Source organism: Erwinia sp. AK-PDG3-5 (assembly GCF_056821705.1).
Map to the genome: position 1 here is coordinate 152,017 of NZ_CM165967.1, position 21,431 is coordinate 173,447.

Consider the following 21,431-nt stretch of genomic DNA (forward strand, 5'->3'; position numbering starts at 1 on the left):
ACCGGAAGAGGTTTTTTATCATGCTGGTAAACTGTTAACACTCACTCATTAACTATTCATGCAGTCCTCACACAGACTAAATTCTGGCACCCGCTGCTGTGCGATTCCATTAGCCTGAAAATCCGTATAAATACTGCCAAGAAAGATTCTGAATCTTGCTGCAGTAACCTGCTCACAACCTTTTTTATGTAAAACCCAAGCGTTTAAACTACTTACTAAGTAGTAATATCTGGCTGTATTCATTAAAACCTCAATCAGTAAGTGATCAATAATCACACAATAAAAATTAAGGTTTATTGATATATGTCAATGAAAACGCAACTATTTTCACTATTAAGAATTTACCGGGTTGCAAACTCATAAAAAGCATAGGTATTTTTTTTGCAAAAATATGATGTTTATTTCCAGACCTGGCGGAATCTGGTAAAAATGGTCGGTCTCAACCGAACTGAGCAGGGACTTCGCTAATTGAAGAAGAAAAATAAGTCTGCATGGTGGCGGGATAAGCGCATTTCACACAGGGGGGATTGCCCCCCTGTTAATTCTCATCTCAATGTGTATTGCTATCGCCAATGAAAATTATTTCCCTTCGAAAAAGTCTGAAGGAAGTTGCCCTGGTGGCATGTTGATGACTTCATCGTTATCCGGTCCTTCATTTTTCATGTACGTCACCTTTGCAAACTCCGGTATGACGACATAAGGATAGGCAGGTCCCTCATCACGAAAACGGTGCATATCTTCAATAAATTCATTCTGATAACAAATGGTCTTCTCCGGATGCTGACCCTCACCAGCTATCCACTGTGGGAAGAAAATGGTGCCGTGGATAACCTTTCTTTTAATATCAAACAGCAGGCTAACGCAGGTTCCGGTAGGTTCGTGCCAGTCGACTTTATAAATGCCTGGGGCAAACTGCACCGCGTTCATCTTCTGATTTGTCACCCAGCGCCCACCAACCAGCCCCTGATGGATCCGGTAATCGCAGGTATTGTCATTACGCGCGTACCATTCATATTTCCAGCCATTATCATAGGTATATACAAAGTGCGTGCCGACGAATTCTGATAAATCGTTCGCAAAATCGTTTTCCATGATTGTTTCCATGACATCACCTTTTATCTTTGAGGAATATTAAAAATAAATTAGAAATTAAGATTTTTCCAGTTCGGGAAAGTTACAGTTTTAATAGCACCGGGTAAATGTGGGTCGGCTACTTTAAATAATTATTTTGTAATGCATTTTTTAATAAAATCACCCATCATTAACACTCACTTTTTCTGCAATAAGGCCTCATAACTCATCTTTTCCCAACATCACGACACGCAAATAATCCGAATGAAGGCCTACCTTCTCCGTTAAAGAAGTCACTTACATTCCTCTTTCAGGCGCATCGTCAGGCGGACATGCCTTTCCAACAACATCAGCCAGAAATTCCATCACCCTAACAGCGGAGGGATCGCGTCGGTACTCGGGATAGGCAACCAGCCACATACTTCTGCTTGGGGGCGGAGAATCTACAGTCAGTTTTATCAGAGAGCTGTCATTGTCCCCCATGAAACAGGGTAACGTCACCACGCCAAGCCCACTCCTGGCGGCCTGCTGCTGGGCCATCAGGTCGCTTGCCCTGAATATAATCCGCCGTCCGTTCAGCAGGGATCCCAGCCATTTCTGCTGCGTCACATAATCCAGCGACGTTTCATAACCAATGAATAACCAACTCTCAGGCGGCCTGTCCTGCCAGGAAGGGGAAGCATACAGGCCGAAACGCATCGTCCCGATCCGGCGTGTTAACAGGTCGGGATCCTCCGGTCTTGTCAGACGTACCGCAATATCTGCCTCGCCTTTGTTCAGTTGAACATGATGGGATGCTCCTGATAAGGAGAGCGAAATATTCGGATGACTTTGCGTAAAGTCGGCCACGGCCGGCGCAATCAATAGTGCAGCGACAGCCGGGGATGCGCTAACCCTGATAACAGCAGCGGGCGCGGCAGAGAGGGACGTAGCCTGTATTTTAACCCGGTCGGCCACCCGGGTCATTTCTTCAGCGACTGAGGCAATGACTTTGTCCTGTTCTGTCAGCGCGGTACGCCTGGGCAAACGTTCCGTCAGACGAAGTCCGAGCGACATTTCGAGGGCGGCGATGCGGCGGCTGACGGTGGCATGATCAACGTGAAGCTCTTTTGCCGCAGCGGACATGGAACCCCAGCGGGCCAGCGCAAGAAAGTAATGTAAATCCTGCCAGTCCATTCACCTTCTCCTTGTGCGTTTTTACACATAGATGGGTCTTTTATACCCGTATTTTCCTGAGATAAACGACTTTATAATTTTCTCACTCAAACAGTGAGGACAGCCTATGTCAGTAGCCATCGTAATCAGTCAGCCGGGCGGTCCCGACGTCCTCAAAGCAATTGAAATCGCCCTGAGTGAACCGGGCCCCGATGAAGTTCAGATCCAACATGAGGTAATTGGCATCAACTTTGTGGATATTTACTTCCGTTCAGGGCTGTACCCTCAGTCATCTTCTCCGGCCGTGCCCGGGTTTGAGGGCGGCGGGAGGGTGATCGCCGTCGGGGATAACGTTCGCGCATTTACCCGAGGCGACCGGGTTGCCTATACCGGCAACCCGATGGGGGCTTATACCGAGCGCAGAAATATTCCCGCCAGCCGGCTGATAAAAATACCCGAGGGGATAACTATTCGCACCGCCGGAAGCACAATGCTGAGAGGTCTCACCGCTCATATGTTGCTTCATAAGGTACGCAACGTTAAAGCAGGAGACTGGCTGCTGGTGCATTCCGCCGCGGGCGGTCTGGGGCAGATTGTCACCCGCTGGGCAACCCTGAAAGGTGCCCGGGTGATTGGTACAACGGGGTCAGTGGCAAAAATGAAAATTGCACAAGCGGCAGGTGCCGCTGAAGTGCTTCTTCACACCGATGCGGCATGGGCTGAAAGCGTACGCGAGATTGCGGATGGGCGCGGGGTGCATCTTGCCATTGATGGCATTGGAGGCGCTATGCTCGCGGCAACGCTCGGCGTGGTTCGCCCTTTTGGCACGGTGGCAAGTCTGGGGCAGGCGGCAGGCCCTGTACCACCGGTGCGTGTAGAGGAACTTGGCTTCGCCCGCTCTATCGCTCTGATGCGGCCAAGTTCAATGGCCTATGCTGATGACGCGGAACTTTACAGGCAGGGGGCCAGCGACCTGATGGCGGCTCTTCAGAATGGGCTGGAAAATCCAATCGGAGCGGAATACAGCCTGATGGAGGCGGCACAAGCCCACGCTGACCTCGAGGCCGGACGCACAACGGGAAGCGTGATACTGACGGTTTAGCCCCCTTTAATCTACAGAGACATAATGTAAATAAGTTATTGAATATTATGAATATAGAAGCCTGGGTTGTCACTGTCTGGGCTTTTACTCTTTGTCCGGCACTGAACTGGAAAAAAATGCCCATCAGCATGGCGACTGGAATTTTTATTTCATTAGCGCTTGCGTTTAGCACCCGGTGAAGCGTAGTATGCCTCTATCGGTTTGTTACACAGACCTTATGAAAGCAGTTTTAGTAAAGCAGTCCTCAGTTCAGGCGTTATCCCAAGATACCCTTCCTCGTGAGTCTCCTCCTAAATGCACCATAAGTTCATCTCTGCAAAACAGACCACGTTCGCCACTGATGTGGCCAAAAAAATAAAGGAAGTATCTATGTCTGATTCAATGACTGGTTTAGTAAAATGGTTTAACGCTGATAAAGGTTTTGGCTTTATTTCTCCACAGGATGGCAGCAAGGATGTATTCGTACACTTCTCCGCCATTCAGAGCAATGACTTCAAAACCCTGGATGAAGGTCAAACAGTGCAATTCTCCGTGGAGAATGGTGCCAAAGGCCCGTCAGCGGTAAATGTCGTACCGATGTAATTCGGTTCGTGACCGGAGTTTAAAACAGCGATGACGGCAACAGCCTGAGCAGTTAAGCTTCAGTTAACGTAGAAAAACCCGCCCTGTGCGGGTTTTTTTATGCCCGTTTCACGCCGGTCCCGCTCGTCTTGAGGGGGAAGCAATGACGTAACGACAGGGTCAAAAAAATTTTTTTTAAGGGTCTTGAAAATCCGACAGCAGATTATATAAATAGTCATGACCGGGGCTTGCCCCGCTTCGATGAACTTTTGGATGAACCCTTATTCAGAGGATTATCATTATGAATCTACGCAATTTTCCCGTTTCTCCTTTCTTCAGTGACGCGATCCTGTCTGACCGCTTTAACCGCATGGACAGACTGTTCAGCCAGCTGACCGGCGATGCCAGCGCAGCGTCTATTCCCGCCTATGATTTGCAGCAGCTCGACGGCGAGCACTATGCCCTGACCGTCAGCGTACCGGGCTGGACGCAATCTGAACTCGAGATTGAAGTGACAGGAGGCCAGCTGACGGTCGCCGGACGCAAAGCGGGTAACGACAAGGCTGACGCTGATGCTGAAAAAGAGGTTGGCCCATCCTGGCTTCACCGGGGAATACATCAGGCTGACTTCCGTCTGAGTTTTACCGTTCCTGAGCATGTGAAGGTGACGGGGGCAAGGCTTGAGAATGGCCTGTTGCGGGTGGCGCTTGAGCAAGAGGTACCGGAAAGTGCAAAACCCCGGCGTATCCCGATTGAACAGGGCGATACGCAACTTCTGTCCCATCAGGCGTAATTCCTTTACTCACGTTATCCTGGGGTGTTCTGCCCCAGGATAACGTGCAACTGGAATTTGCTGCGGGAAGGCTATCGTGAACCTGTTCACCAATCCATCAGGACCCAGCATTGAGCCGACCACATCCAGCGAAAGCATCCGGCGCTTCAGCACTGACAGGAGGACCATATGATCAACATGATCATAGTGAACACATCTTTCATTGCCACCATACTGGTAATGGCGTTTGAGCTGATGCGCAATATTCATAAATGAGGGTGTTTTCAGTCCTGAACGGCACGGTCATTTTCTTTAACGAATGCTTTCTTCTGCAGCGATGCATTAATTTCATCGCGCAATTGTTTTACTTTTTTCAGATAAATGCCAGAATGAAACAGAGACATAAGTAGCACGCTATTATAAAGTGCGCGATGTATCTGGGTGCAAAAGTTTCTTATTTGTTATGCCAACACCGGGGAATACCCACTACCGTTTCTACGTTCATATGTTGCAAGCCAAGAGGTCAGATGTTTTGTCATAACCGCCGGGCGGGATGCTGTTGAAAAATTCCCGCCCCGGCTTTGACAAACGCGCAATCTGCGTCAACACTCTTCTGCGTTACATCATCCAAAATCAGTGCCAGTTATAAGAATAAAACCCGTCATTAACCCCTGTCTTTCTCGCAAGCAACACCCCCTCACCACCCGCCACTAGTAAACTTGAGTAATTGTTGATTTTGTAACTATAAATAGTGAAATTAACTTTCTCCCTGCCGATAACCCTGTGGCCTTACTGGTAATTACATGGACAACACGACAGGGGAATTCGAGTTTTATGAAAAAATTACGCGTTTTTTTGGAAAATATCAGAGTCGGCAGGAAGCTCATGTTGGGATTTGGGCTGGTGCTGATCCTCAGCATTGCTGTAGCGGCCTGTGGTATTAAAAACCTGCGGGATATTGCGGAGCGTGCGGACAAACTCAGCCAGCTGAAGAACATTAACGATCAGTTCTCACAGGCCAAAGATGCCCGCCAGCAGTACGTCAAAACCCATGATGAAAAATTTATCGCGGCGAATGAAGAGCGGTTGCGCGCGGTAGAAACCAACATTGACCAACTCAAAACCCGGCACTGGAATGCCGAACAGAGTCAGTTGATTGCGTCACTTCCGGGCGCCATGAGCGTCTACCGTGAGCATCGTGCAGAGACGGTAAGCGAAGTGCATTCCCGTCAAATTATCCTGCAGGCGCTGAGGCTTAGCGGTGAAACCGCCGACGCTGAGGCGATGGCGCAAAAATACAGCGCCTCGCCGGACGGTACTGCCGCCGCGTTGAACGACGTTGCTAAACACCTTGCCGGTGTCAGCGTCCGCGTCCGGCTGATGGAGCTGGATAACAGCGCAGCAAATCGTCAGGCATTAACAGGCTTTTTAGCTGAAACGATTCAACTTATTGAGCAGGCCAGGCCCCGACTCAGCCCTGAGGACGGCAATGCCATAGAAAAACTGGCGGTGCTGCTGGCCGCCAGACGCGACAGCGTGCAGGAATATAACACCTCGGCGCTGGCGGAAGAGGAGGCGACCCGGCAGCTTGGCGCGGCGGGGGCGCAACTGACCACCACCAGTAATCAGCTGTTCAGCCAGCAACTGAGTGCCACCCATGAAGATATCGCCAGTGCCATTCTGTGGATGTTGATGATCCTTGCCGCTGCGGTCATCGCCAGCATTGTCATTGCGGTGATCATCTCCCGGCAGATCACCCGTCCGCTCGCCGCTACGCTGCAGATCGCACGACAGATTGCGCAGGGTGATTTGAGCGTGCGTCTGGAGACTTCGCGTCGGGATGAACTCGGCGAGCTGATGAAAGCGGTTGGCGGCATCAGCAACGATCTGCGCAGCATCATTGGCGATATTCGCAGCGGCGTTATCCAGGTCAGCCAGGCGTCCGCAGAGATTGCGACAGGGAACAACGATCTTTCGGCCCGAACGGAAGAGCAGGCGGCCGCGCTGGAGCAAACGGCGGCCAGCATGGAGCAGCTGACGGCCACCGTGAAGCAGAATGTGGAGAATATTCACCATTCAAGCGAGCTGGCACGCGCCACTTCCGAGACGGCAAACAAAGGTGGCGTGTTGGTTAAAAGCGTGGTGGACACCATGAATCAGATCAGCGCCAGTTCCAGTAAAATTGCCGAGATCACCACCGTGATCAACAGTATTGCCTTCCAGACCAACATCCTGGCGTTGAACGCGGCGGTGGAAGCTGCCCGCGCGGGCGAACAGGGCCGCGGCTTTGCGGTGGTCGCCAGCGAGGTGCGGAACCTTGCCCAGCGCAGTGCACAGGCGGCCAGGGAGATTGAAACCTTGATTGCTGAATCCGTCGCGCGCATTGGCAGTGGATCGCAACTGGTCGGCAAGGCAGGCGAAACGATGAATGAAATTGTGAACTCTGTCGGCAACGTCACCAGCATACTGGTCGAGATTGCTCAGGCGTCCGACGAGCAGAACCGCGGAATTTCTCAGGTTGGCGTGGCCATCGTGCAAATGGATAGCGTCACCCAGCAGAATGCGGCGCTGGTGCAGGAGTCGTCGGCGGCTGCCAGCGCGATGCGCGACCAGGCATCAATGCTGGAAGCGTCGATCTCACGATTCGTTGTGCAGTAAGGCGGCTTCGCGGGCAGGATGCTCAGTGCATTAACGTGAAAGTAAAAAAGGCCGGCAAGCCGGCCTTTATCGCAAATTAACCCCCTACTTTTCTGGCATCTGCGCGGGCATTTTTATCAACGCCCGGTTTTTCGCCACATCATCGGCGGTCACGGCCGGTGCGGCATTACCCCAGCTGTTCCGCAGATAGGTTGCGGCAGCCGCGACCTGTTCATCAGACAGTTTCCAGGCAAACGACGGCATCGCACCGCTGGTTGGGTTGGACTGCGTCACCGCACCCCGGCCACCCTGCAGGATAGTGGTAATAATCGACGACGCATCGTCCGCCATCAGCCCCGGATTGTTCGCCAGTCCGGCCGCAAGCTGCGGGATACCCTTGCCATCACTGTTATGACAAGCGCTGCAGTTGGCGGAATAGACGTTGGCTCCCATCTTCATCTGCGCCGAATCGGCCGCCAGCGGTTGTGGTGCTTTGGTCCCCGAGTCCGGCTGCGATTTCAGGTAGACCGCAATCGCGCGTAGATCCGCATCGGTCAGATGCTGGGTCGAATTGGTCACCGCTTCCGCCATCGGCCCGGACGCCACCGCCACATGGTTGCTGCCGGTTTTCAGGTAGTCGACAAGTTGCTGATCGCTCCAGCTGCCGACGCCGGTATAGCGGTTCGGGGTGATATCCGGCGCATGCCATTCCGCCAGGTTACTGCCCTGCAGATAGGCTCCGGTGTCGCCACCCAGCAGATTTTTCGGCGTATGGCAGGCGCTACAGTGCTCCAGACCTTCCACCAGATAGGCACCGCGATTCCATTCGGCGGATTTGGATGTGTCCGGCTCGTATCCGCTGTTTTTAAAGAACAACAGGTTCCAGCCCATCATCGCCAGACGGATATTGTACGGAAAGCCGAGGTGGGTCTCCGGGGCGTGATAATTCACCGGCTTCACCGAACGCATATACATCCACAGGTCGTGCATGTCCTTGTCGCTGGTTTTCACGTAGGCGTTATACGGCATCGCCGGATAGAGGTTTTCGCCGTCTTTGCCCTTGCCGTGACGCACCGCGCGATAGAAATCACGCTCGGTCCAGCTGCCAATCCCGGTTTCCGTATCCGGCGTAATATTGCTGGCAACGATGCCGCCAAACGGCGTGCTGATCGAATAGCCGCCGGCAAACGCATCTTTGCTCTCTGGCGCGGTATGGCAGGCCACACAGTCACCGGCGATAGCGATGTACTTCCCGCGCGCCACGGCGGCGGCATCCTCCGCTCCCGGCGGCTGGCTGGTGAGGAGGGTGTTATCCGCAACGTCATCCGCGCGGGTAGTGCCATTTTGCCACAGCAACCCCGCGGCCACGGCGACGGCAATCAGCGCCACGCCGCCCAAAATTTTGGTCTTTTTCATGTCACACCTTCACCAGTGGGCCGGGGTTTTTCACGTATTGCTCAATAATGGCTTTTGCCGTCCACAGGCTGAGTGCGCCGATGGTGCCGGTTGGGTTGTAGCCCGCATTATTGGGGAACGATGAAGCGCCAAGGACAAACAGGTTATGCATGTCCCAGCTTTGCTGATAGCGGTTGAGCACGCTGGTCTGTGGGTCGGTCCCCATCACGGCGCCGCCGATGGTATGGTCACTGGCAAAGTTATACGGCGAATAGTGGCCCGAGGCGGAGTTGGTGCCGTTGACGATTTTGGCGCCCATTGCCTTGCCGATTTCAACGCTTTTCTCTTCGATAAACTTCGCCGCAAGACGGTCGTTTTCGTTGTAATCGAAGGTCACGCGCAGCAGCGGATTGCCGTTGTCATCTTTGTATTCCGGGTCCAGGTCGAGGTAGTAATCCTCATGGGAATAGCTGGTGCCCTGGCCGAAGATAAAGGTGCCGTTCTGGAACGCATGGGTATAGGCTTTTTTCCACTCTTTGCCCCAGCGCGGCGTGCCTGGCGGCAGGGCGTCGGCATTGCCAATCGGACGCGCACCGCGCGCTACCACCAGAATACCGGCACCGCCGATAAAGCCCAGATTGCTGTGATCGAAGTTATCGCCGTTGAAGTCGTCAACCTGCTGCGAAAGCGCGCCCGCACCAATAAACTGGTTGAGGTTTTCGTCTTCAAAGAACAGGGTGGCACCTGCCACGGTCTGGAAGCTGTAGGCGCGGCCAACCACGCCTTTTTTGCTGACCGGATCGTAAGGCACACCGATTTTGGAAAGCAGCAGCAGACGCACGTTCTGCATCTGGAACGCCGAAAGGATCACGATATCCGCGGGCTGGAACCACGCTTTTTTATTGCGATCCAGGTAGGTCACGCCGGTGGCGGTCTTGCCGTCGTCGGCTTTGTTGACCTTCACCACGGCGGAATCGGTCAGCACCGTGAAGTTCTCACGCTGCATCAGCGCCGGGATCACGCAGGCGTTCGGACTGGATTTAGAGAAGTTACCGCAGCCGTAATACAGGCAGTAACCGCAGTAGGTGCACGGACCCATACGCACGCCAAGCGGGTTAACGTAGGCGCGGGACGCCTGGCCCGCCGGGACCATAAACGGGTGCTGACCCAGGGATTTTGCCGCATCGCGGAACAGATCGGTCAGACGCATGCCTTCCAGCGGCGGCAGCGGATATTCACTGCTGCGGTTGCCTTCAAACGGGTTACCGTCCGGGATCACTTCGCCGTTCAGCTTGCCCGCTTTACCTGAGACGCCGGCGATTTTTTCGAAGCGATCGTAAAACGGTTCCAGTTCGTCATAGGTGACGCCCCAGTCTTGCAGGATCAGCCCTTTGGCGATCATTTTTTTGCCGTAGCGCTCAACGGTCTGAGTGTAGGGCTGCAAATCGAACGGGGTAAAACGCCACGCCATCCCGGCCCAGTGCGTACCGGAGCCGCCGACGTTATAACCCAGCTCATTCAGGTTCCAGTCGCGGCTGGGTAGCGCCTGTTGGGTGATGTTATTGCGGAAAGTGGTGGTTTCCACTGCGGGCGGCAGCAACATACTGCGGCGGGTATCCCAGCGCAGTTCATCGGTATCAATCGACGGGGGAAAATCCGTGGCGGTTTCAAACCACGGACCGCGCTCAACGGCAACAACATTCAGGCCGGCACGGGTTAACTCTTCGGCAATCAAAGAGCCACACCACCCCAGGCCGACGATGACGACATCAGCTTTTGGACGCACGTTATTCATAAAACTTTGCTCTCTACAGAAATATAACAGCCAGTATTTACAGGGTGTTATCAATCAGACTGGTGGGGATGATGTTCAGCTTCTGCCCTTTTTTACTCAGCAGATCGCGGAAGTCATAACGTGCGCCAGGGAAGCCCAGCATTTTCCAGCTGGTCATCTCTTTATTGCCACCGTATATCGGGTCGGAGAGAAAACCTTCACGGACGTTTTGCAGCATCAGCTCGAAAAAGACTTTGGTATCCACGTCGGCACCTAAATCGAATTTTCCGGCTTCCATCGCATGCAGGATCTGCTCGCGGCGGGCTTCGTCCAGTTCGATAAACGTTTTGCCGTAGGCTTTGCGGGTGGCCTGATCCAGCGCGGTCAGGCCCTGGCGGTAACGCTCCGCAGGCGTCAGCAACGACTGCTGGCCCTGCTCAGGCGTGCCTTTCACAAAGCGTCCGAGGCGGTAGACGGCAACGGCTTTGCCATAATCGCCCGCCAGCTGACGGTCGATAAAGGTGGCACAGCCCGCGTCTTTGCCACTGAGGCTGGATTCATCCGCCGGGATAAAGTGCTCAGCAATGATGCCCACGGTGTCAGACTCATGCTGGGTCAGAAACTGTAAGCCGCCGGTGCGAGGCGGAGTGGGTGGGGTATTTACTTTTCCTGGTTGCCAGGGCTGGCCACCGGTAACGACTTCAGCCTGAGCGCCAGGCAATGACGTAGCCACACCCAATGCTGCCATTGAGGTGAGAAACTCTCTGCGTTTCATAGATTCCCTGTCGGTTAATTGATCACATTGCGGAATTATTATTTTAATTTTGAAATAGAAATTCGTGATATTTAGATAATTTTAAATATCAAATCAGAGATATTTACTTCACATGTAAATAAAGTGTTTAATAAAGCATTAACAAACTTGGGGGATAATAATTCGTAGCGTGATCGCGACCAAGATTTTCGTTGATGGTTTTACATCATTGCCTCCGGCCTGCTGATTTTTTGCGCCGGGCAAAAAGGTGTCCTGCCTGCAATCGCTCAAATTGTGACGCGTCGGCAAAGAATTTCATCCCAACCTATCGCCCTGTTTTTCGCTGTGATGCAGAAAGTGAACGCGGCATGTTTTCGTCAGGATTTTTACCGGGTTTCCGGGAGTAAAAATGAAAAAGTTAACCCTGCAAATGCTGGCGAAAATGGCCGGTGTGGGCGTGGCCACGGTAGACCGGGTACTCAACGATCGCGGCGGCGTGTCTCCCGAGACGGTGCGAAAAGTGCTGCACGCCGCGCGGGAAGCGGGGCTGAAGCGCTATCTGCCGGAGGAGCATAAGCAGCCGTGGCAGATCGAAGCGTTTTTAAGCAGCAATCCCTCGTCGTTTTTTCAGCGGCTGAATAACGATCTGAGTGCCGTCGCCAACCATTTGGGTTATCAGCGCTTAACACTGCACCGCACCTTTATCCCGGAATCGCAGCCAGAGATTCTGGCGCAACGCATTATCGCCAGCAGTGAAAAGCGCGACGGCCTGATTGTGTTTGGTCATGACTATCCCATGATCCACGACGCGCTGGCGCACTGTCATGCCAACGGCATTCCGGTTGTGACCTTTGTGACGGATATTCCGGATGCGCAACGGCTTTGCCACGTCGGCATTAATCAGTATCAGGCAGGCCGCACCGCAGGACTGCTGATGAGCAAAACGATCGATACCACTGGCGATGTGATTATGGTCAGCGGGCGCATCGATTATCGCGCCCATCGTCAGCGCATTGAAGGGTTCCGCGATGCGATGGCTGCCCATGCGCCGCAGGTGAAACTGCGGGAAGCGTTGGCCGGTCAGGATCAGCGAGACACCATCCGCTCGTTGCTGGATTCGACGCTTTCACTGTCGAATGACGTGGCGGGGGTCTACAACACCGGCGTGGGCAATACCGAAGTGCGGGATATCCTGCAAAAGCACCAGCGGCTGGGCGTGTGTGCCTTTATCACCCATGAGCTGTACAGCATCACCAAAGCCATGCTGCAGGAGGATGCGGTGGATTTCACCCTCGACCAGAATGCCCATCAGCATGCGCGCCTTTCGATCGAGCTGCTGTTGAGTCATCTGGAGACGGGTTATCAGCCTGCGCTGTATGAGGACGGGAAGGTCGATTTGAAGATTGTGACCTGTGAGAATTTGGGTTGAAGGTGGGGGGCTGACCATTTCCGGGTTTTAGTAGGGGGGACAGTCTGCTATGTGCAAGGAGCGGACGTGGCTAAAATCGGAATGTACTTATCTACGGGGGCAGGTCAATGGGCTTCATATGCAGATTAATATTGATTGCAGTCTCAATAACGTTCATGTACATCGGAAAAGAATGGATATATAATCATAAAGATTAATTATTAAGGATGATATTAAATGAATAACTCAGCTTACTTAAAGTTGAAGTTAGAATCTGATAAAAAAATTGCTGATTCTCTTCAGAAAGGAATTGCCTCAACACCTGGAGCTGTTCGGAAATCATTGAATGATATTTATTTAGGTATGGAGCGGGCCTCTTGGTATTCATCGTGTTTTTTTGATAAATATGAAGATGTATGTAAAGAGTTAAAAAGCGAAGATGTTCGCATGTTCATGTCAGTGATTGAATTATATAATCGCAGGGATGCATTACTTGATATATTCAAGATCTACGTGGATTATGTTTTAAAGGGTAAATTTAAAGATTCAGATAAATCATCACCGCAAGAATTGGCTCGAAAAGGTGCGGGGATTGCATCCGGTAAGGCGGTAGGAACAGCAACAAAAATTACCCTATCATACGCTTTAGCGAAAGGATTATCTGAGTCCATAGGTGTATCTAATGCTGTGCGAACTATGGTTAACGCCAGGGGTGCTACGGTTTTGACAATATTTCAGATTTATGGGAGCAGCCAAAAAGCTGCGCTGGCTGCCAAGCGTTTAAGGAGCTTAGATCCTGTCTTTTATTCCATTCTATATAAAAATAAAATAGAAATGTTATATATATACATTGAGCCGGTGCTTTCAAAAGTAATAAAGAACATAAAATCAATGTCCTCCCCTGACTACAATGAAATTGTTGGCATTATTGAGCGTGTTGAATGAAAACTATTATTAAGTTAATCGCTGTGATGTTTTTTGACTGGATTTTGTTGGCTGTATTTTTATTCTTTTCAACCCTATATTTTATTTTCATTCCGGAACACTGGGGGAAATTGGTATTAATTACCCTCATTTTTATTGTATGGTTTGGTGGCGGGGTTTTAGAAAGGTTGATGAGCCGAAAAAAAAAGTGAATGTAGTCTAAAAAATATTAAGGGGGAATTCCCCCTCAGTTCAATATTGCGAAACATTGTTTTTAATATTCCAGCCTGAACGGGTTTCTGCCCCCTTTCCGCCAGTCGGGCTTTGTTCCCAATACTGCATTTTTACTGAGTCAGCCTGAAATTCATATTCAACGTTTGCATCTCCAGAATCGCTAAGTAACACTTGGGCGACGATTACATTTTCCAGTGTAATGCGGTAATACTCGATTGCTGTTCCGCCAGCCTTGCAGCCGGATAGCTCTACTTTACGAATTTTGGCACCATTAGAAGCAAACAGTAGCATTGCAGGCGTCGCTTTATCGATAACGGTATGCACTGAGAGATTGTTATAACTTACTACTCCATTACCTGCAACGGCTCTCTGAGCACCCCAATTATAAGAGTTAATGTCAATCCAGCCCTTGTGGGCTGCATCCTGAGATTCGCCGGCAACGTTATCAGCCTTTAGAAATAGATTGTTCATTCCTTTGCCCTTTCCTTTGCATGGTTATATTGCCTGGTGATTATACCCTATAATTCAGGAAAATAACCCTGTAGTAAGGAATTACGTCTCAGTTGGCAAAAGGTTTTTTATAACCAATAAGCAACATACTTCATTGATTGAATCAGGCCGTATAACGTTCCCCAAAGTTGTACCTAAAGCGGTGAGATAGTCTCCACCTCATGCTGGAAAACATAGGGATCGGAAAGCAATTCAAACTCTTCGTCATCAGGGTATGTCACTGCCACATGATAATTTTCCCCTGCGAAGGCCCTTACTGCCTCAAGGTCCTGCCACCAGGTGGCAAGGAAAAAGTGCTCCCATCCGTTCTGTGTTTCCCTTTGAACGAATGCGCCTTTATTTCCCTCGACACTCCTTGAATGCTCCACACCTGTTTTATCGAGATGCTTAGCAAAGCCCTCTGCATATTTAAGCGGAACGCAACCGTGCCATGTCCTGACAATCATTAACTTTCTCCTTTATTAGTGATTATGATCCCGAAGAAAAACTGTCACCACGTCTTTGGGGGGAATGCCTCCGCACTCGGAAATGAGCCATCCAACAGCGCCGCGATGATAGGTCCCATGGAAAAGCACGTGGTTGATCATGTCGAGTGACTTCATTTGACCTTCACCGCCATCAACAAACTTGAATCTGATAACTTCAGCCAATTCGGCATCTTGCATGGCGCTCACGCGCTCGATATACCACTCGGTACATTCGCGCATCTTCACTCGCAATTCTTCAACTGATGGCGTTTCTGGCGTGTTGAGGGCGGTATATCCGTGTTGCTGGCCGGTCATGTTAGCCTGGAAAATTCTGTCTACTATGTAGATATGATTCATCAACCTCAGCATCAGGTGATGCTTCTCAGGATGGATTGAATCATCGGTTTCCTGTATCGACTGGAGGGTAGCTGTATCTGCCCACAGTTTACATTTTAGTAGCGTAACTAACGTGTCCTTATCCATTACCTTGCCCTTCATTTCCTGTGAAGCGATATCATGCCTTCATTGCGTCCCGCAGTGCAACACGACTAAACCAACACGGTTCTGCCTATATATCGTAATCATTGAGTCGCTAAAACTAATGCATATGAAATTGGGCTTGTTCTGTTCCAAGCCCAAACATTACCAAAGCCCTATATTAATAATTGTTCAATAGGCTCAAGGACCCTTGTGGTAACCTGGCATGAATGTCACGCCAAAAGGAGTCAAGATGCTAAAGGTATGGGGCCGCAAAACGTCTTCGAATGTTCAGGCTTTGATGTGGTGCATTGGAGAAATGGAATTGCCGTACGTCAGGCACGACATAGGGCATAAGTATAAAGGGACTGAGACTGATTTTTACTATTCACTAAATCCAAACAGGACTGTTCCGGTTCTGCAGGATGGTACCGCTCCACCCCTATGGGAGACGGGAGCCATTCTTCGCTATCTCGCTAATCGCTATGGAGCTGAAAGCTTCTGGCCTTCGGATGACATACAAAAAGCAAATATAGATAAATGGGCTGAATGGTCAAAAATTAATGTTGCGACGGCATTTAATCTCCCTGTGTTCTGGCGTGTTGTACGTACACCGCAGGAAAACTGAGACGAACATGCTATAGCTGAAGCGATGGTGAAGTTAGAAAATTACCTCTCAGTCGCAGAAGCGCAGCTTGAAAAACACCGCTTTCTGGCGGGATATGATTTTTCTCTGGCCGACATCCAGTTTGGTCACGTGTTATACCGTTATTACGATATAGATGTCGTCCGAATGCCTTTACCCAGATTACGTGCGTATTATGAAAATATCGCCTTGAGACCTGCTTTTCAGGAGCATGTCATGGTCTCATATGAAGAGTTGCGCGCTTAACATTAGTCGTTTGATGCAGCAAGTTGTGAGCTATAAACGGCCTGGTTTCATACTAGCGATTGTTCATTGCCGGGCAGTAACAGCTGTTCGGCTTTAAAGTTGTTATAAGGTCAGTTGTAAGATGTAGCTCAGCGCTTTCATGTAAAAGGCCAAAAATTTGACCAGGGCGCACACACCTTTAATTGAGTTACAGGAAACCGTCTTTTATAAAAACGGCCTTTGTCGATCCAGCCGCACAGGGCGATGCCATTCTCGTATTCAAGAACAACCATTATTAGTTTTCGTTTGTGACGCTGAACAATGGAGCCCACTTCTGTCATGTTGATGCCTTGCTTGCAAGCACTGACCTGACAATAAACTCGTTACTCCTTCTGAGGTCTTCAATTGCAGGCTGAATTTTTGCGTACACACGCATCCCTTCCAGCATCATAAAAATACTTACTGCCATTACTCTTGCATCTTCATCCTGCCGAAAGACCTGCTGTGCCTGGCCTTTGCTCAGTATGATCTCTAATTGATTAATTATCTTATTGAATTTATCAGACACCTTGTTTTTGACCTCTTCATCACCCGGCAAGAGTTCACTGGCGGCGGCTATGGTAAAGCAGCCTTTATCTCCTTCAGGAGCAGAAGAGAACAGGGCGACAAATTCGAGGGTTTCACGCAATGCATCTTCTGACGATAAATCCGCATCACGTTTCATGCCTCTGGACGTTCCTTCATCCATATAAAGCTGTAGTGCAGCAAGATAGATAGCCCGTTTATCCGGGTAAAGTTTGTAGATGCTGGCGCTTGCCAGGCCTGATGCCTTCATAAGGTCAGACATTGAGGTTGCCCGGTATCCTTTCTGCCAGAAGCATTCTAGCGCAATGTTAAGAAAGTCCTTTGGATCAAATTCTCTGGGTCTGCCAACCGATGCTTTCATGCGTTTCTCCTGTGGGGGAAAATTGATTGTAGATCGATCAATCTACAATTGGAAGCTTCTGTGAAATTCTTCATTCACGCATCCTCGCTGTTCGTTTTTCTTTAAGGGTGACAAGAGCAGTCTCATTGCTGGGCAGGAGAGTTTGCCTCCAGCAAGCTTCATCCCTAAGACGGATGAAGAGACTCTGAACAATCTAAACGCTGAATGAGGTTTGTTTATGATAAAAAGAACTCACTGGGCATGTATGCCTGAAATCTGATGGAGCAGAAATGAGAACTCAGAAACGATGTATGGGATATGTGGCCATCGTTGTTGATGACTACGATCGGGCAATAGAGTATTACACGGAAAAACTGGGCTTTACGCTCGTTGAGGATACACCGCAGCCGGGAAAACGCTGGGTAGTCGTTACACCAAACCCGGACAGCGACTGTAATCTTCTATTGGCTCGCGCATCCAACGAGAAGCAGGAAAACTTTATCGGCAACCAGTGTGGCGGACGGGTTTTCCTTTTTCTTCAAACTGATGACTTCTGGCGCGACTACACCGCCATGAAAGCTAAGGGGGTGGAATTCTGCCAGGAACCTCGCGAAGAGGATTACGGTACAGTCGTTGTATTTGAAGACCTGTATGACAACCGCTGGGATCTTTACCAGAATAATTTAAGCTGATGATTTTAAAGTAATTGAGATTTAAATAACCTCGTTGCCTACAGCTGGTTTCTTAATCAGAACGCGGCAAAGTTTTCAGTTTGACACACATACCAGAGTGCCTATAATGTCTCGCAACAGCGCTAAACCCCCTCCTGTTGCAGTTATTGCAGTGACGGTTTAGCCTTTTTTTTGCCTGTTATTTATAGGGTTGCTAGGGACAGCAAAACTCAGCCGACGACTGTCAATGCAGTAGTCCCAACGGTCAAAGCATTTCTCGAATACCCCGATTTGATGCAGCAATTGGTTAATCGCGGTATGCATGTCGCCGATTGCGAGCGTTGTGCGAGGAAGCTTGCCCAAGTGGGCTATTATCGCTTGTCTGGATACTGGCATTCTGCCAGAACCTATACCAGGTCCGCGCAAAGGCAGATTACCTATAATGACCAGTTCCAGGCTGGTACACACTTTGAAGCTGTCTTCGATTTCTACCTTTTTGATAAAGCGCTCCGTCAGGAGTTCATGAGTGCAATTGAACGCATAGAAATTTACTTTCGGACTATCATTGCCCATGAAATGGGTAGGATCAGCCCTCTCGCCTATGAGAATAAATCTTTATTTTCCGCAAATGCTTTTGATGCCTTTAAGAAAGGCCCAAACTTTGATGACTGGACGGCTCGCCATCAAAAGCTTTTAAAAGAATGTAATGAAGAGAGTATTACCTCTCATTTCGCCCATAATAAGCCAATACCCATTTGGGTCGCTGTGGAAGCATGGGATTTCGGACTGCTTTCAAGGTTTTATAGCATGTTGAAAGATGAGTGTCGCGACGTAATCTGTACACGAATTGGCGTTGATAAACGCGATGTGCTCGATAACTGGCTAATAAATATCAATGGACTGCGCAATCGCTGTGCACACCATGCGAGATTTTGCAATCGCCCGAATCCACGTGGTTTTAAATTGCTGCGAAACGGATATTTCAATCTTCTGAACATCAGTCAGAATGAGTCGGAGAAACTATTCGGTGCAATCGCGGTGATCTGGTTCCTGATAAAGAAAATTGGTCCCAGCAGTACCTGGCTTGACAGAATTGCCGATCTTATTGATACCAAACCGACAGTGCCTGGATTCCATTTCACCTCTATGGGAATTGACCGCACGTTGACCTCTTTCCCCAGAACCCGTTTCCAACATCAGTTTAAAATCAAACCAGCGACACAGAAATCTGTAACCTCCGAACAACTTGTCGAGGAGCTGGAGAAAATCTCTGGCATTACGCCTAATGATGCGGAGGCAAGTTTAGTCGACAGGCTAATTCAACTTGCGGGGCATTACGAAAACCTGTGATTCTTTCGGTGCCTTTAGGGTTAATGTTAGTGAGTTCGTTCTCGTATAACTGAATAACGCATTATTCTATAAATTGCGATCACCTCTCTGCTTCGAATAAAGATATTTCTTAAATTAAGGCTCACACTCTTAGGAATATATCAATTTGATGTGACAGGAATATTCCGATACTCACCAGATAATAGACTTAAATCCTGCAACACCCACCCGCAATACATTTTTTTGCGAGCCACTTCTAACCCTTCAAATTTGAGTGTTTTTCACTCAGTTTTCATTTGACTCACTATATATGCATACAGGAGACTACACCCTGTTACGCATTCCCTCGCGTAACAAATAGCAACGCCCCGAAAGCGCGAACACACTTTCGAGGCGTCTGACCAAAACGTTAAAGGAGCTAACGAATATGGCTACGGCATACAGTAACACATATGACGATTATGATTTCACATCTGAATCTTCAATTTTTGATCTGAGTATTCCAGCACTGTTGAAATTACCGGTAAATACCTCTCTGGACTTATTCCAGATACTGGATATTTGTCGTTGTTATGGCGATGCATTAATTGAGAATGACTTTGAGGAACAGCGCATGGCGCTTTGTGGCCGCCTGTTCGCCGGACTGGAAGTGCTGAAGGTGGTTTTAACCCATCCTTTACCTGACTATCTGATTGAACAGCTCACGGTCGATGAGGTGCAGTCTGGCGGCTATATCAGTCCGCTGACCAGCGACTCGGAAACGCTCTGTGGCTACTGTTCTGCGCTGGCGCTGGTGTTACTCAGCCAGCGGCAACCGCAGGAGCAGGCAGAGCAGATCACCGAATTGCTTTTCGATATGCTCTACGTGCTGACTGAAGATCTGAAAGCGCCGCGCTTTATCCGTACCAGCGAGGGGTTAGCCATGATTGAAGGCGAAACGCTGCTGCCGGTTCATTAAGTCACTGTCATTCAGCCCGAGCAATCGGGCTGTTCTGAGCCTTTGAAACAAAGGCTTCACAATAAAAGAACCCTTCTTTACAAAATTTCTGTGCCTTCCAGGCGCGAACGCTTTATCTTCTACAGCAAATTTGCGAGCGTGCGCGTTTCCACGGCCCTGACGTGCAAAAAGAGTAAAAACAGAACCGATTATTTTGTAGAATTTGATCAGTACGCCTCAGGGCTGACGGTGTTCAATCTGGAGAAATTATGAGTAAGTCGAAGATCGCGTTGTTATCCGCTGTATTGATGGGAGCCCTGCCGGTGATGTCCACTGCGTATGCAGAAGGCGAGCAGGCTCAGCAAGTTCAGACCGACCCGGCGGCTCAGGCACCGGCCACGCAGGATCCGGCCACCGCCGCTGACCCGTCAGATGCCGACACCGGCACGCCGTCCTCTCAGGATAATCAGGGCGTGACCACACCAGGGCAGACCCCGGACGTGCAAACGCCTGCGGAACACAATCAGGATGCCCCTGAGAAGCCCGATCCGGCGCACCCGTATGCAATTAAAACCTTCTTCGCGGACTTCCAGCGCTTCAATATCGGTAGCGTGATCCCAGACCGTTACCGCACCAAGAAGTATGAAGTGGTGGACTGGAAAACCCGTAATCTGCCAAAACCGGCAGAGGGCACGGCCTGGACCTATATGGGCGGCAACTATGTGCTGTTCACCAAAGTCGATGGCAAAATCGTGCAGGCTGAATCCGGCGACATCTTCTACCACCAGTAATAAAAAAAAACGGAAACCGCATGCGTCGGTTTCCGTTCTTGGTTGGTTCCCACCTTATCACCGCAGGATCCGTTTCTTCTGACGTCTCCACGCCTTAATCGGCAGGGCGGTTCAGCTCTTTCCAGCGCTTATACACGTCCAGTGCCTGAACGTCCGGCTGATGCTTCATCGGCAGGCGACGCTGCGCGATCGGCTTGGCAAATTCCTGATAGAAGTTCTCCAGCTCAAAGTACTGACGATCGTCGCGGTAAAACGGCACGTACTCTTCGCGGGTGGTGATGTAAATCACCTGCTTCGGACTGCAATAGTACAGCGAACCCAGGCACATCGGGCACGGGCTGGCCAGAATGTAGATCTCACAGTCGGAGAGATTTTCCGTTTGCAGCTTTTTACAGGCTTCGCGGATCGCCAGGATCTCAGCATGAGCGGTCGGATCGTGGCTCTGCGCGGCTTTATTGGCGCTTTCGGCCACGATCTCGCCATTGCGCACAATCACCGTGGCAAAGGGTCTGCCACCTTCCTCAACGTTCTGCATTGCCAGCTCAATCGTTCTTTTTACAAAATCCATCATGACCTCTCTCACTCGTTAAGACAGGCGTAAGCGTAGGCTTAATATTGCTAGCAATCAAGCTAGCAAAGATGGATTTGATTTTATTGTATTGATAA

Annotated in this window: 21 protein-coding genes and 1 pseudogene; 12 read left to right on the forward strand and 10 right to left on the reverse strand. The window is 50.0% G+C overall.

Annotated elements, in window-relative coordinates; all coding sequences use genetic code 11:
- Positions 1 to 579: 579 nt before the first annotated feature.
- The gene (locus tag AC1UKS_RS00675; RefSeq protein ID WP_471720811.1) at positions 580 to 1,104 is read right to left on the reverse strand and encodes a phenolic acid decarboxylase; all 525 of its coding nucleotides are present in this window, start codon (positions 1,102 to 1,104) and stop codon (positions 580 to 582) included.
- Positions 1,105 to 1,368: 264 nt separating this feature from the next.
- Complete coding sequence (locus AC1UKS_RS00680; protein ID WP_482435327.1) at positions 1,369 to 2,247, reverse strand: LysR family transcriptional regulator; 879 nt, start codon at positions 2,245 to 2,247, stop codon at positions 1,369 to 1,371.
- 106 nt (positions 2,248 to 2,353) lie between these two features.
- Between AC1UKS_RS00680 and AC1UKS_RS00685 the strand changes: the two genes are divergently transcribed.
- The 4 genes from AC1UKS_RS00685 to AC1UKS_RS00700 all read left to right on the forward strand — a co-directional run bounded on the left by AC1UKS_RS00685 (position 2,354) and on the right by AC1UKS_RS00700 (position 7,319).
- The gene (locus AC1UKS_RS00685) at positions 2,354 to 3,328 is read left to right on the forward strand and encodes a quinone oxidoreductase family protein (protein ID WP_482435328.1); all 975 of its coding nucleotides are present in this window, start codon (positions 2,354 to 2,356) and stop codon (positions 3,326 to 3,328) included.
- Between the two features lie 369 nt (positions 3,329 to 3,697).
- On the forward strand, positions 3,698 to 3,910 hold the full coding sequence (gene cspE / locus AC1UKS_RS00690; RefSeq protein ID WP_265909144.1) for a transcription antiterminator/RNA stability regulator CspE: 213 nt from the start codon (positions 3,698 to 3,700) through the stop codon (positions 3,908 to 3,910).
- A 280-nt stretch (positions 3,911 to 4,190) separates the two neighbouring features.
- On the forward strand, positions 4,191 to 4,682 hold the full coding sequence (locus AC1UKS_RS00695) for an Hsp20 family protein (protein ID WP_482435329.1): 492 nt from the start codon (positions 4,191 to 4,193) through the stop codon (positions 4,680 to 4,682).
- A gap of 864 nt (positions 4,683 to 5,546) precedes the next feature.
- Positions 5,547 to 7,319, forward strand: a complete 1,773-nt coding sequence (locus AC1UKS_RS00700) for a methyl-accepting chemotaxis protein (RefSeq protein ID WP_482435330.1) — start codon at positions 5,547 to 5,549, stop codon at positions 7,317 to 7,319.
- Between the two features lie 84 nt (positions 7,320 to 7,403).
- On the opposite strand, the gene AC1UKS_RS00705 is transcribed toward AC1UKS_RS00700, so the two are convergent.
- The 3 genes from AC1UKS_RS00705 to AC1UKS_RS00715 are packed head-to-tail and all read right to left on the reverse strand — an operon-like array spanning position 7,404 to position 11,242.
- A complete protein-coding gene (locus AC1UKS_RS00705; protein ID WP_482435331.1) occupies positions 7,404 to 8,714 on the reverse strand; it encodes a c-type cytochrome in 1,311 nt (436 codons plus the stop codon).
- A gap of 1 nt (position 8,715) precedes the next feature.
- Positions 8,716 to 10,488 (reverse strand): GMC family oxidoreductase, encoded by a 1,773-nt coding sequence (locus AC1UKS_RS00710; protein ID WP_265909148.1) that lies wholly within the window; start codon positions 10,486 to 10,488, stop codon positions 8,716 to 8,718.
- Between the two features lie 37 nt (positions 10,489 to 10,525).
- Positions 10,526 to 11,242 (reverse strand): gluconate 2-dehydrogenase subunit 3 family protein, encoded by a 717-nt coding sequence (locus tag AC1UKS_RS00715; RefSeq protein WP_482435332.1) that lies wholly within the window; start codon positions 11,240 to 11,242, stop codon positions 10,526 to 10,528.
- Positions 11,243 to 11,630: 388 nt separating this feature from the next.
- On the opposite strand from AC1UKS_RS00715, the gene AC1UKS_RS00720 reads away from it, so the two are divergent.
- The 3 genes from AC1UKS_RS00720 to AC1UKS_RS00730 all read left to right on the forward strand — a co-directional run bounded on the left by AC1UKS_RS00720 (position 11,631) and on the right by AC1UKS_RS00730 (position 13,765).
- Positions 11,631 to 12,650 (forward strand): LacI family DNA-binding transcriptional regulator, encoded by a 1,020-nt coding sequence (locus AC1UKS_RS00720; protein WP_013204437.1) that lies wholly within the window; start codon positions 11,631 to 11,633, stop codon positions 12,648 to 12,650.
- Positions 12,651 to 12,866: 216 nt separating this feature from the next.
- Positions 12,867 to 13,574 (forward strand): hypothetical protein, encoded by a 708-nt coding sequence (locus AC1UKS_RS00725; protein ID WP_482435334.1) that lies wholly within the window; start codon positions 12,867 to 12,869, stop codon positions 13,572 to 13,574.
- Positions 13,571 to 13,765 carry a hypothetical protein gene (locus AC1UKS_RS00730; RefSeq protein ID WP_482435335.1) on the forward strand — a complete coding sequence of 65 codons (195 nt, stop codon included), beginning with the start codon at positions 13,571 to 13,573 and terminating at the stop codon, positions 13,763 to 13,765. The genes AC1UKS_RS00725 and AC1UKS_RS00730 overlap by 4 nt, the downstream gene beginning before the upstream one ends.
- Positions 13,766 to 13,805: 40 nt before the next feature.
- On the opposite strand, the gene AC1UKS_RS00735 is transcribed toward AC1UKS_RS00730, so the two are convergent.
- The 3 genes from AC1UKS_RS00735 to AC1UKS_RS00745 form a co-directional block, all read right to left on the reverse strand.
- On the reverse strand, positions 13,806 to 14,258 hold the full coding sequence (locus AC1UKS_RS00735) for an Hcp family type VI secretion system effector (RefSeq protein ID WP_482435336.1): 453 nt from the start codon (positions 14,256 to 14,258) through the stop codon (positions 13,806 to 13,808).
- Between the two features lie 173 nt (positions 14,259 to 14,431).
- Complete coding sequence (locus tag AC1UKS_RS00740; protein ID WP_482435337.1) at positions 14,432 to 14,743, reverse strand: hypothetical protein; 312 nt, start codon at positions 14,741 to 14,743, stop codon at positions 14,432 to 14,434.
- Positions 14,744 to 14,758: 15 nt separating this feature from the next.
- Positions 14,759 to 15,247 (reverse strand): DinB family protein, encoded by a 489-nt coding sequence (locus AC1UKS_RS00745; RefSeq protein WP_482435338.1) that lies wholly within the window; start codon positions 15,245 to 15,247, stop codon positions 14,759 to 14,761.
- Between the two features lie 247 nt (positions 15,248 to 15,494).
- Between AC1UKS_RS00745 and AC1UKS_RS00750 the strand changes: the two are divergent.
- Positions 15,495 to 16,133: pseudogene (locus AC1UKS_RS00750) on the forward strand (glutathione S-transferase family protein).
- A 316-nt stretch (positions 16,134 to 16,449) separates the two neighbouring features.
- Here the strand turns inward: AC1UKS_RS00750 and AC1UKS_RS00755 are convergent.
- Positions 16,450 to 17,058, reverse strand: a complete 609-nt coding sequence (locus AC1UKS_RS00755) for a TetR/AcrR family transcriptional regulator (RefSeq protein ID WP_482435339.1) — start codon at positions 17,056 to 17,058, stop codon at positions 16,450 to 16,452.
- A gap of 269 nt (positions 17,059 to 17,327) precedes the next feature.
- Between AC1UKS_RS00755 and AC1UKS_RS00760 the strand changes: the two genes are divergently transcribed.
- From AC1UKS_RS00760 to AC1UKS_RS00775, 4 genes are all read left to right on the forward strand, one after another.
- A complete protein-coding gene (locus tag AC1UKS_RS00760) occupies positions 17,328 to 17,729 on the forward strand; it encodes a VOC family protein (protein WP_482435340.1) in 402 nt (133 codons plus the stop codon).
- A 171-nt stretch (positions 17,730 to 17,900) separates the two neighbouring features.
- Entirely contained in the window at positions 17,901 to 19,058 is a 1,158-nt protein-coding gene (locus tag AC1UKS_RS00765; protein ID WP_482435341.1) for an Abi family protein, read from the forward strand.
- Positions 19,059 to 19,650: 592 nt separating this feature from the next.
- Positions 19,651 to 19,995, forward strand: coding sequence for a hypothetical protein (locus tag AC1UKS_RS00770; RefSeq protein ID WP_265909161.1), 345 nt, complete (start codon positions 19,651 to 19,653; stop codon positions 19,993 to 19,995).
- 248 nt (positions 19,996 to 20,243) lie between these two features.
- A complete protein-coding gene (locus AC1UKS_RS00775) occupies positions 20,244 to 20,765 on the forward strand; it encodes an RcnB family protein (protein WP_482435342.1) in 522 nt (173 codons plus the stop codon).
- Between the two features lie 94 nt (positions 20,766 to 20,859).
- Here the strand turns inward: AC1UKS_RS00775 and AC1UKS_RS00780 are convergent, their stop codons facing one another.
- On the reverse strand, positions 20,860 to 21,336 hold the full coding sequence (locus AC1UKS_RS00780) for a nucleoside deaminase (RefSeq protein ID WP_265909163.1): 477 nt from the start codon (positions 21,334 to 21,336) through the stop codon (positions 20,860 to 20,862).
- Positions 21,337 to 21,431: the final 95 nt, after the last annotated feature.

What these genes read in the sequence shown, in the direction of transcription:
- AC1UKS_RS00675 (WP_471720811.1), bottom strand. Translation starts at nt 1,104, where the DNA reads ATGGAAACAATCATGGAAAACGATTTTGCGAACGATTTATCAGAATTC.
- AC1UKS_RS00680 (WP_482435327.1), bottom strand. Translation starts at nt 2,247, where the DNA reads ATGGACTGGCAGGATTTACATTACTTTCTTGCGCTGGCCCGCTGGGGT.
- AC1UKS_RS00685 (WP_482435328.1), top strand. Translation starts at nt 2,354, where the DNA reads ATGTCAGTAGCCATCGTAATCAGTCAGCCGGGCGGTCCCGACGTCCTC.
- cspE (WP_265909144.1), top strand. Translation starts at nt 3,698, where the DNA reads ATGTCTGATTCAATGACTGGTTTAGTAAAATGGTTTAACGCTGATAAA.
- AC1UKS_RS00695 (WP_482435329.1), top strand. Translation starts at nt 4,191, where the DNA reads ATGAATCTACGCAATTTTCCCGTTTCTCCTTTCTTCAGTGACGCGATC.
- AC1UKS_RS00700 (WP_482435330.1), top strand. Translation starts at nt 5,547, where the DNA reads ATGTTGGGATTTGGGCTGGTGCTGATCCTCAGCATTGCTGTAGCGGCC.
- AC1UKS_RS00705 (WP_482435331.1), bottom strand. Translation starts at nt 8,714, where the DNA reads ATGAAAAAGACCAAAATTTTGGGCGGCGTGGCGCTGATTGCCGTCGCC.
- AC1UKS_RS00710 (WP_265909148.1), bottom strand. Translation starts at nt 10,488, where the DNA reads ATGAATAACGTGCGTCCAAAAGCTGATGTCGTCATCGTCGGCCTGGGG.
- AC1UKS_RS00715 (WP_482435332.1), bottom strand. Translation starts at nt 11,242, where the DNA reads ATGAAACGCAGAGAGTTTCTCACCTCAATGGCAGCATTGGGTGTGGCT.
- AC1UKS_RS00720 (WP_013204437.1), top strand. Translation starts at nt 11,631, where the DNA reads ATGAAAAAGTTAACCCTGCAAATGCTGGCGAAAATGGCCGGTGTGGGC.
- AC1UKS_RS00725 (WP_482435334.1), top strand. Translation starts at nt 12,867, where the DNA reads ATGAATAACTCAGCTTACTTAAAGTTGAAGTTAGAATCTGATAAAAAA.
- AC1UKS_RS00730 (WP_482435335.1), top strand. Translation starts at nt 13,571, where the DNA reads ATGAAAACTATTATTAAGTTAATCGCTGTGATGTTTTTTGACTGGATT.
- AC1UKS_RS00735 (WP_482435336.1), bottom strand. Translation starts at nt 14,258, where the DNA reads ATGAACAATCTATTTCTAAAGGCTGATAACGTTGCCGGCGAATCTCAG.
- AC1UKS_RS00740 (WP_482435337.1), bottom strand. Translation starts at nt 14,743, where the DNA reads ATGATTGTCAGGACATGGCACGGTTGCGTTCCGCTTAAATATGCAGAG.
- AC1UKS_RS00745 (WP_482435338.1), bottom strand. Translation starts at nt 15,247, where the DNA reads ATGGATAAGGACACGTTAGTTACGCTACTAAAATGTAAACTGTGGGCA.
- AC1UKS_RS00755 (WP_482435339.1), bottom strand. Translation starts at nt 17,058, where the DNA reads ATGAAAGCATCGGTTGGCAGACCCAGAGAATTTGATCCAAAGGACTTT.
- AC1UKS_RS00760 (WP_482435340.1), top strand. Translation starts at nt 17,328, where the DNA reads ATGAGAACTCAGAAACGATGTATGGGATATGTGGCCATCGTTGTTGAT.
- AC1UKS_RS00770 (WP_265909161.1), top strand. Translation starts at nt 19,651, where the DNA reads ATGGCGCTTTGTGGCCGCCTGTTCGCCGGACTGGAAGTGCTGAAGGTG.
- AC1UKS_RS00775 (WP_482435342.1), top strand. Translation starts at nt 20,244, where the DNA reads ATGAGTAAGTCGAAGATCGCGTTGTTATCCGCTGTATTGATGGGAGCC.
- AC1UKS_RS00780 (WP_265909163.1), bottom strand. Translation starts at nt 21,336, where the DNA reads ATGATGGATTTTGTAAAAAGAACGATTGAGCTGGCAATGCAGAACGTT.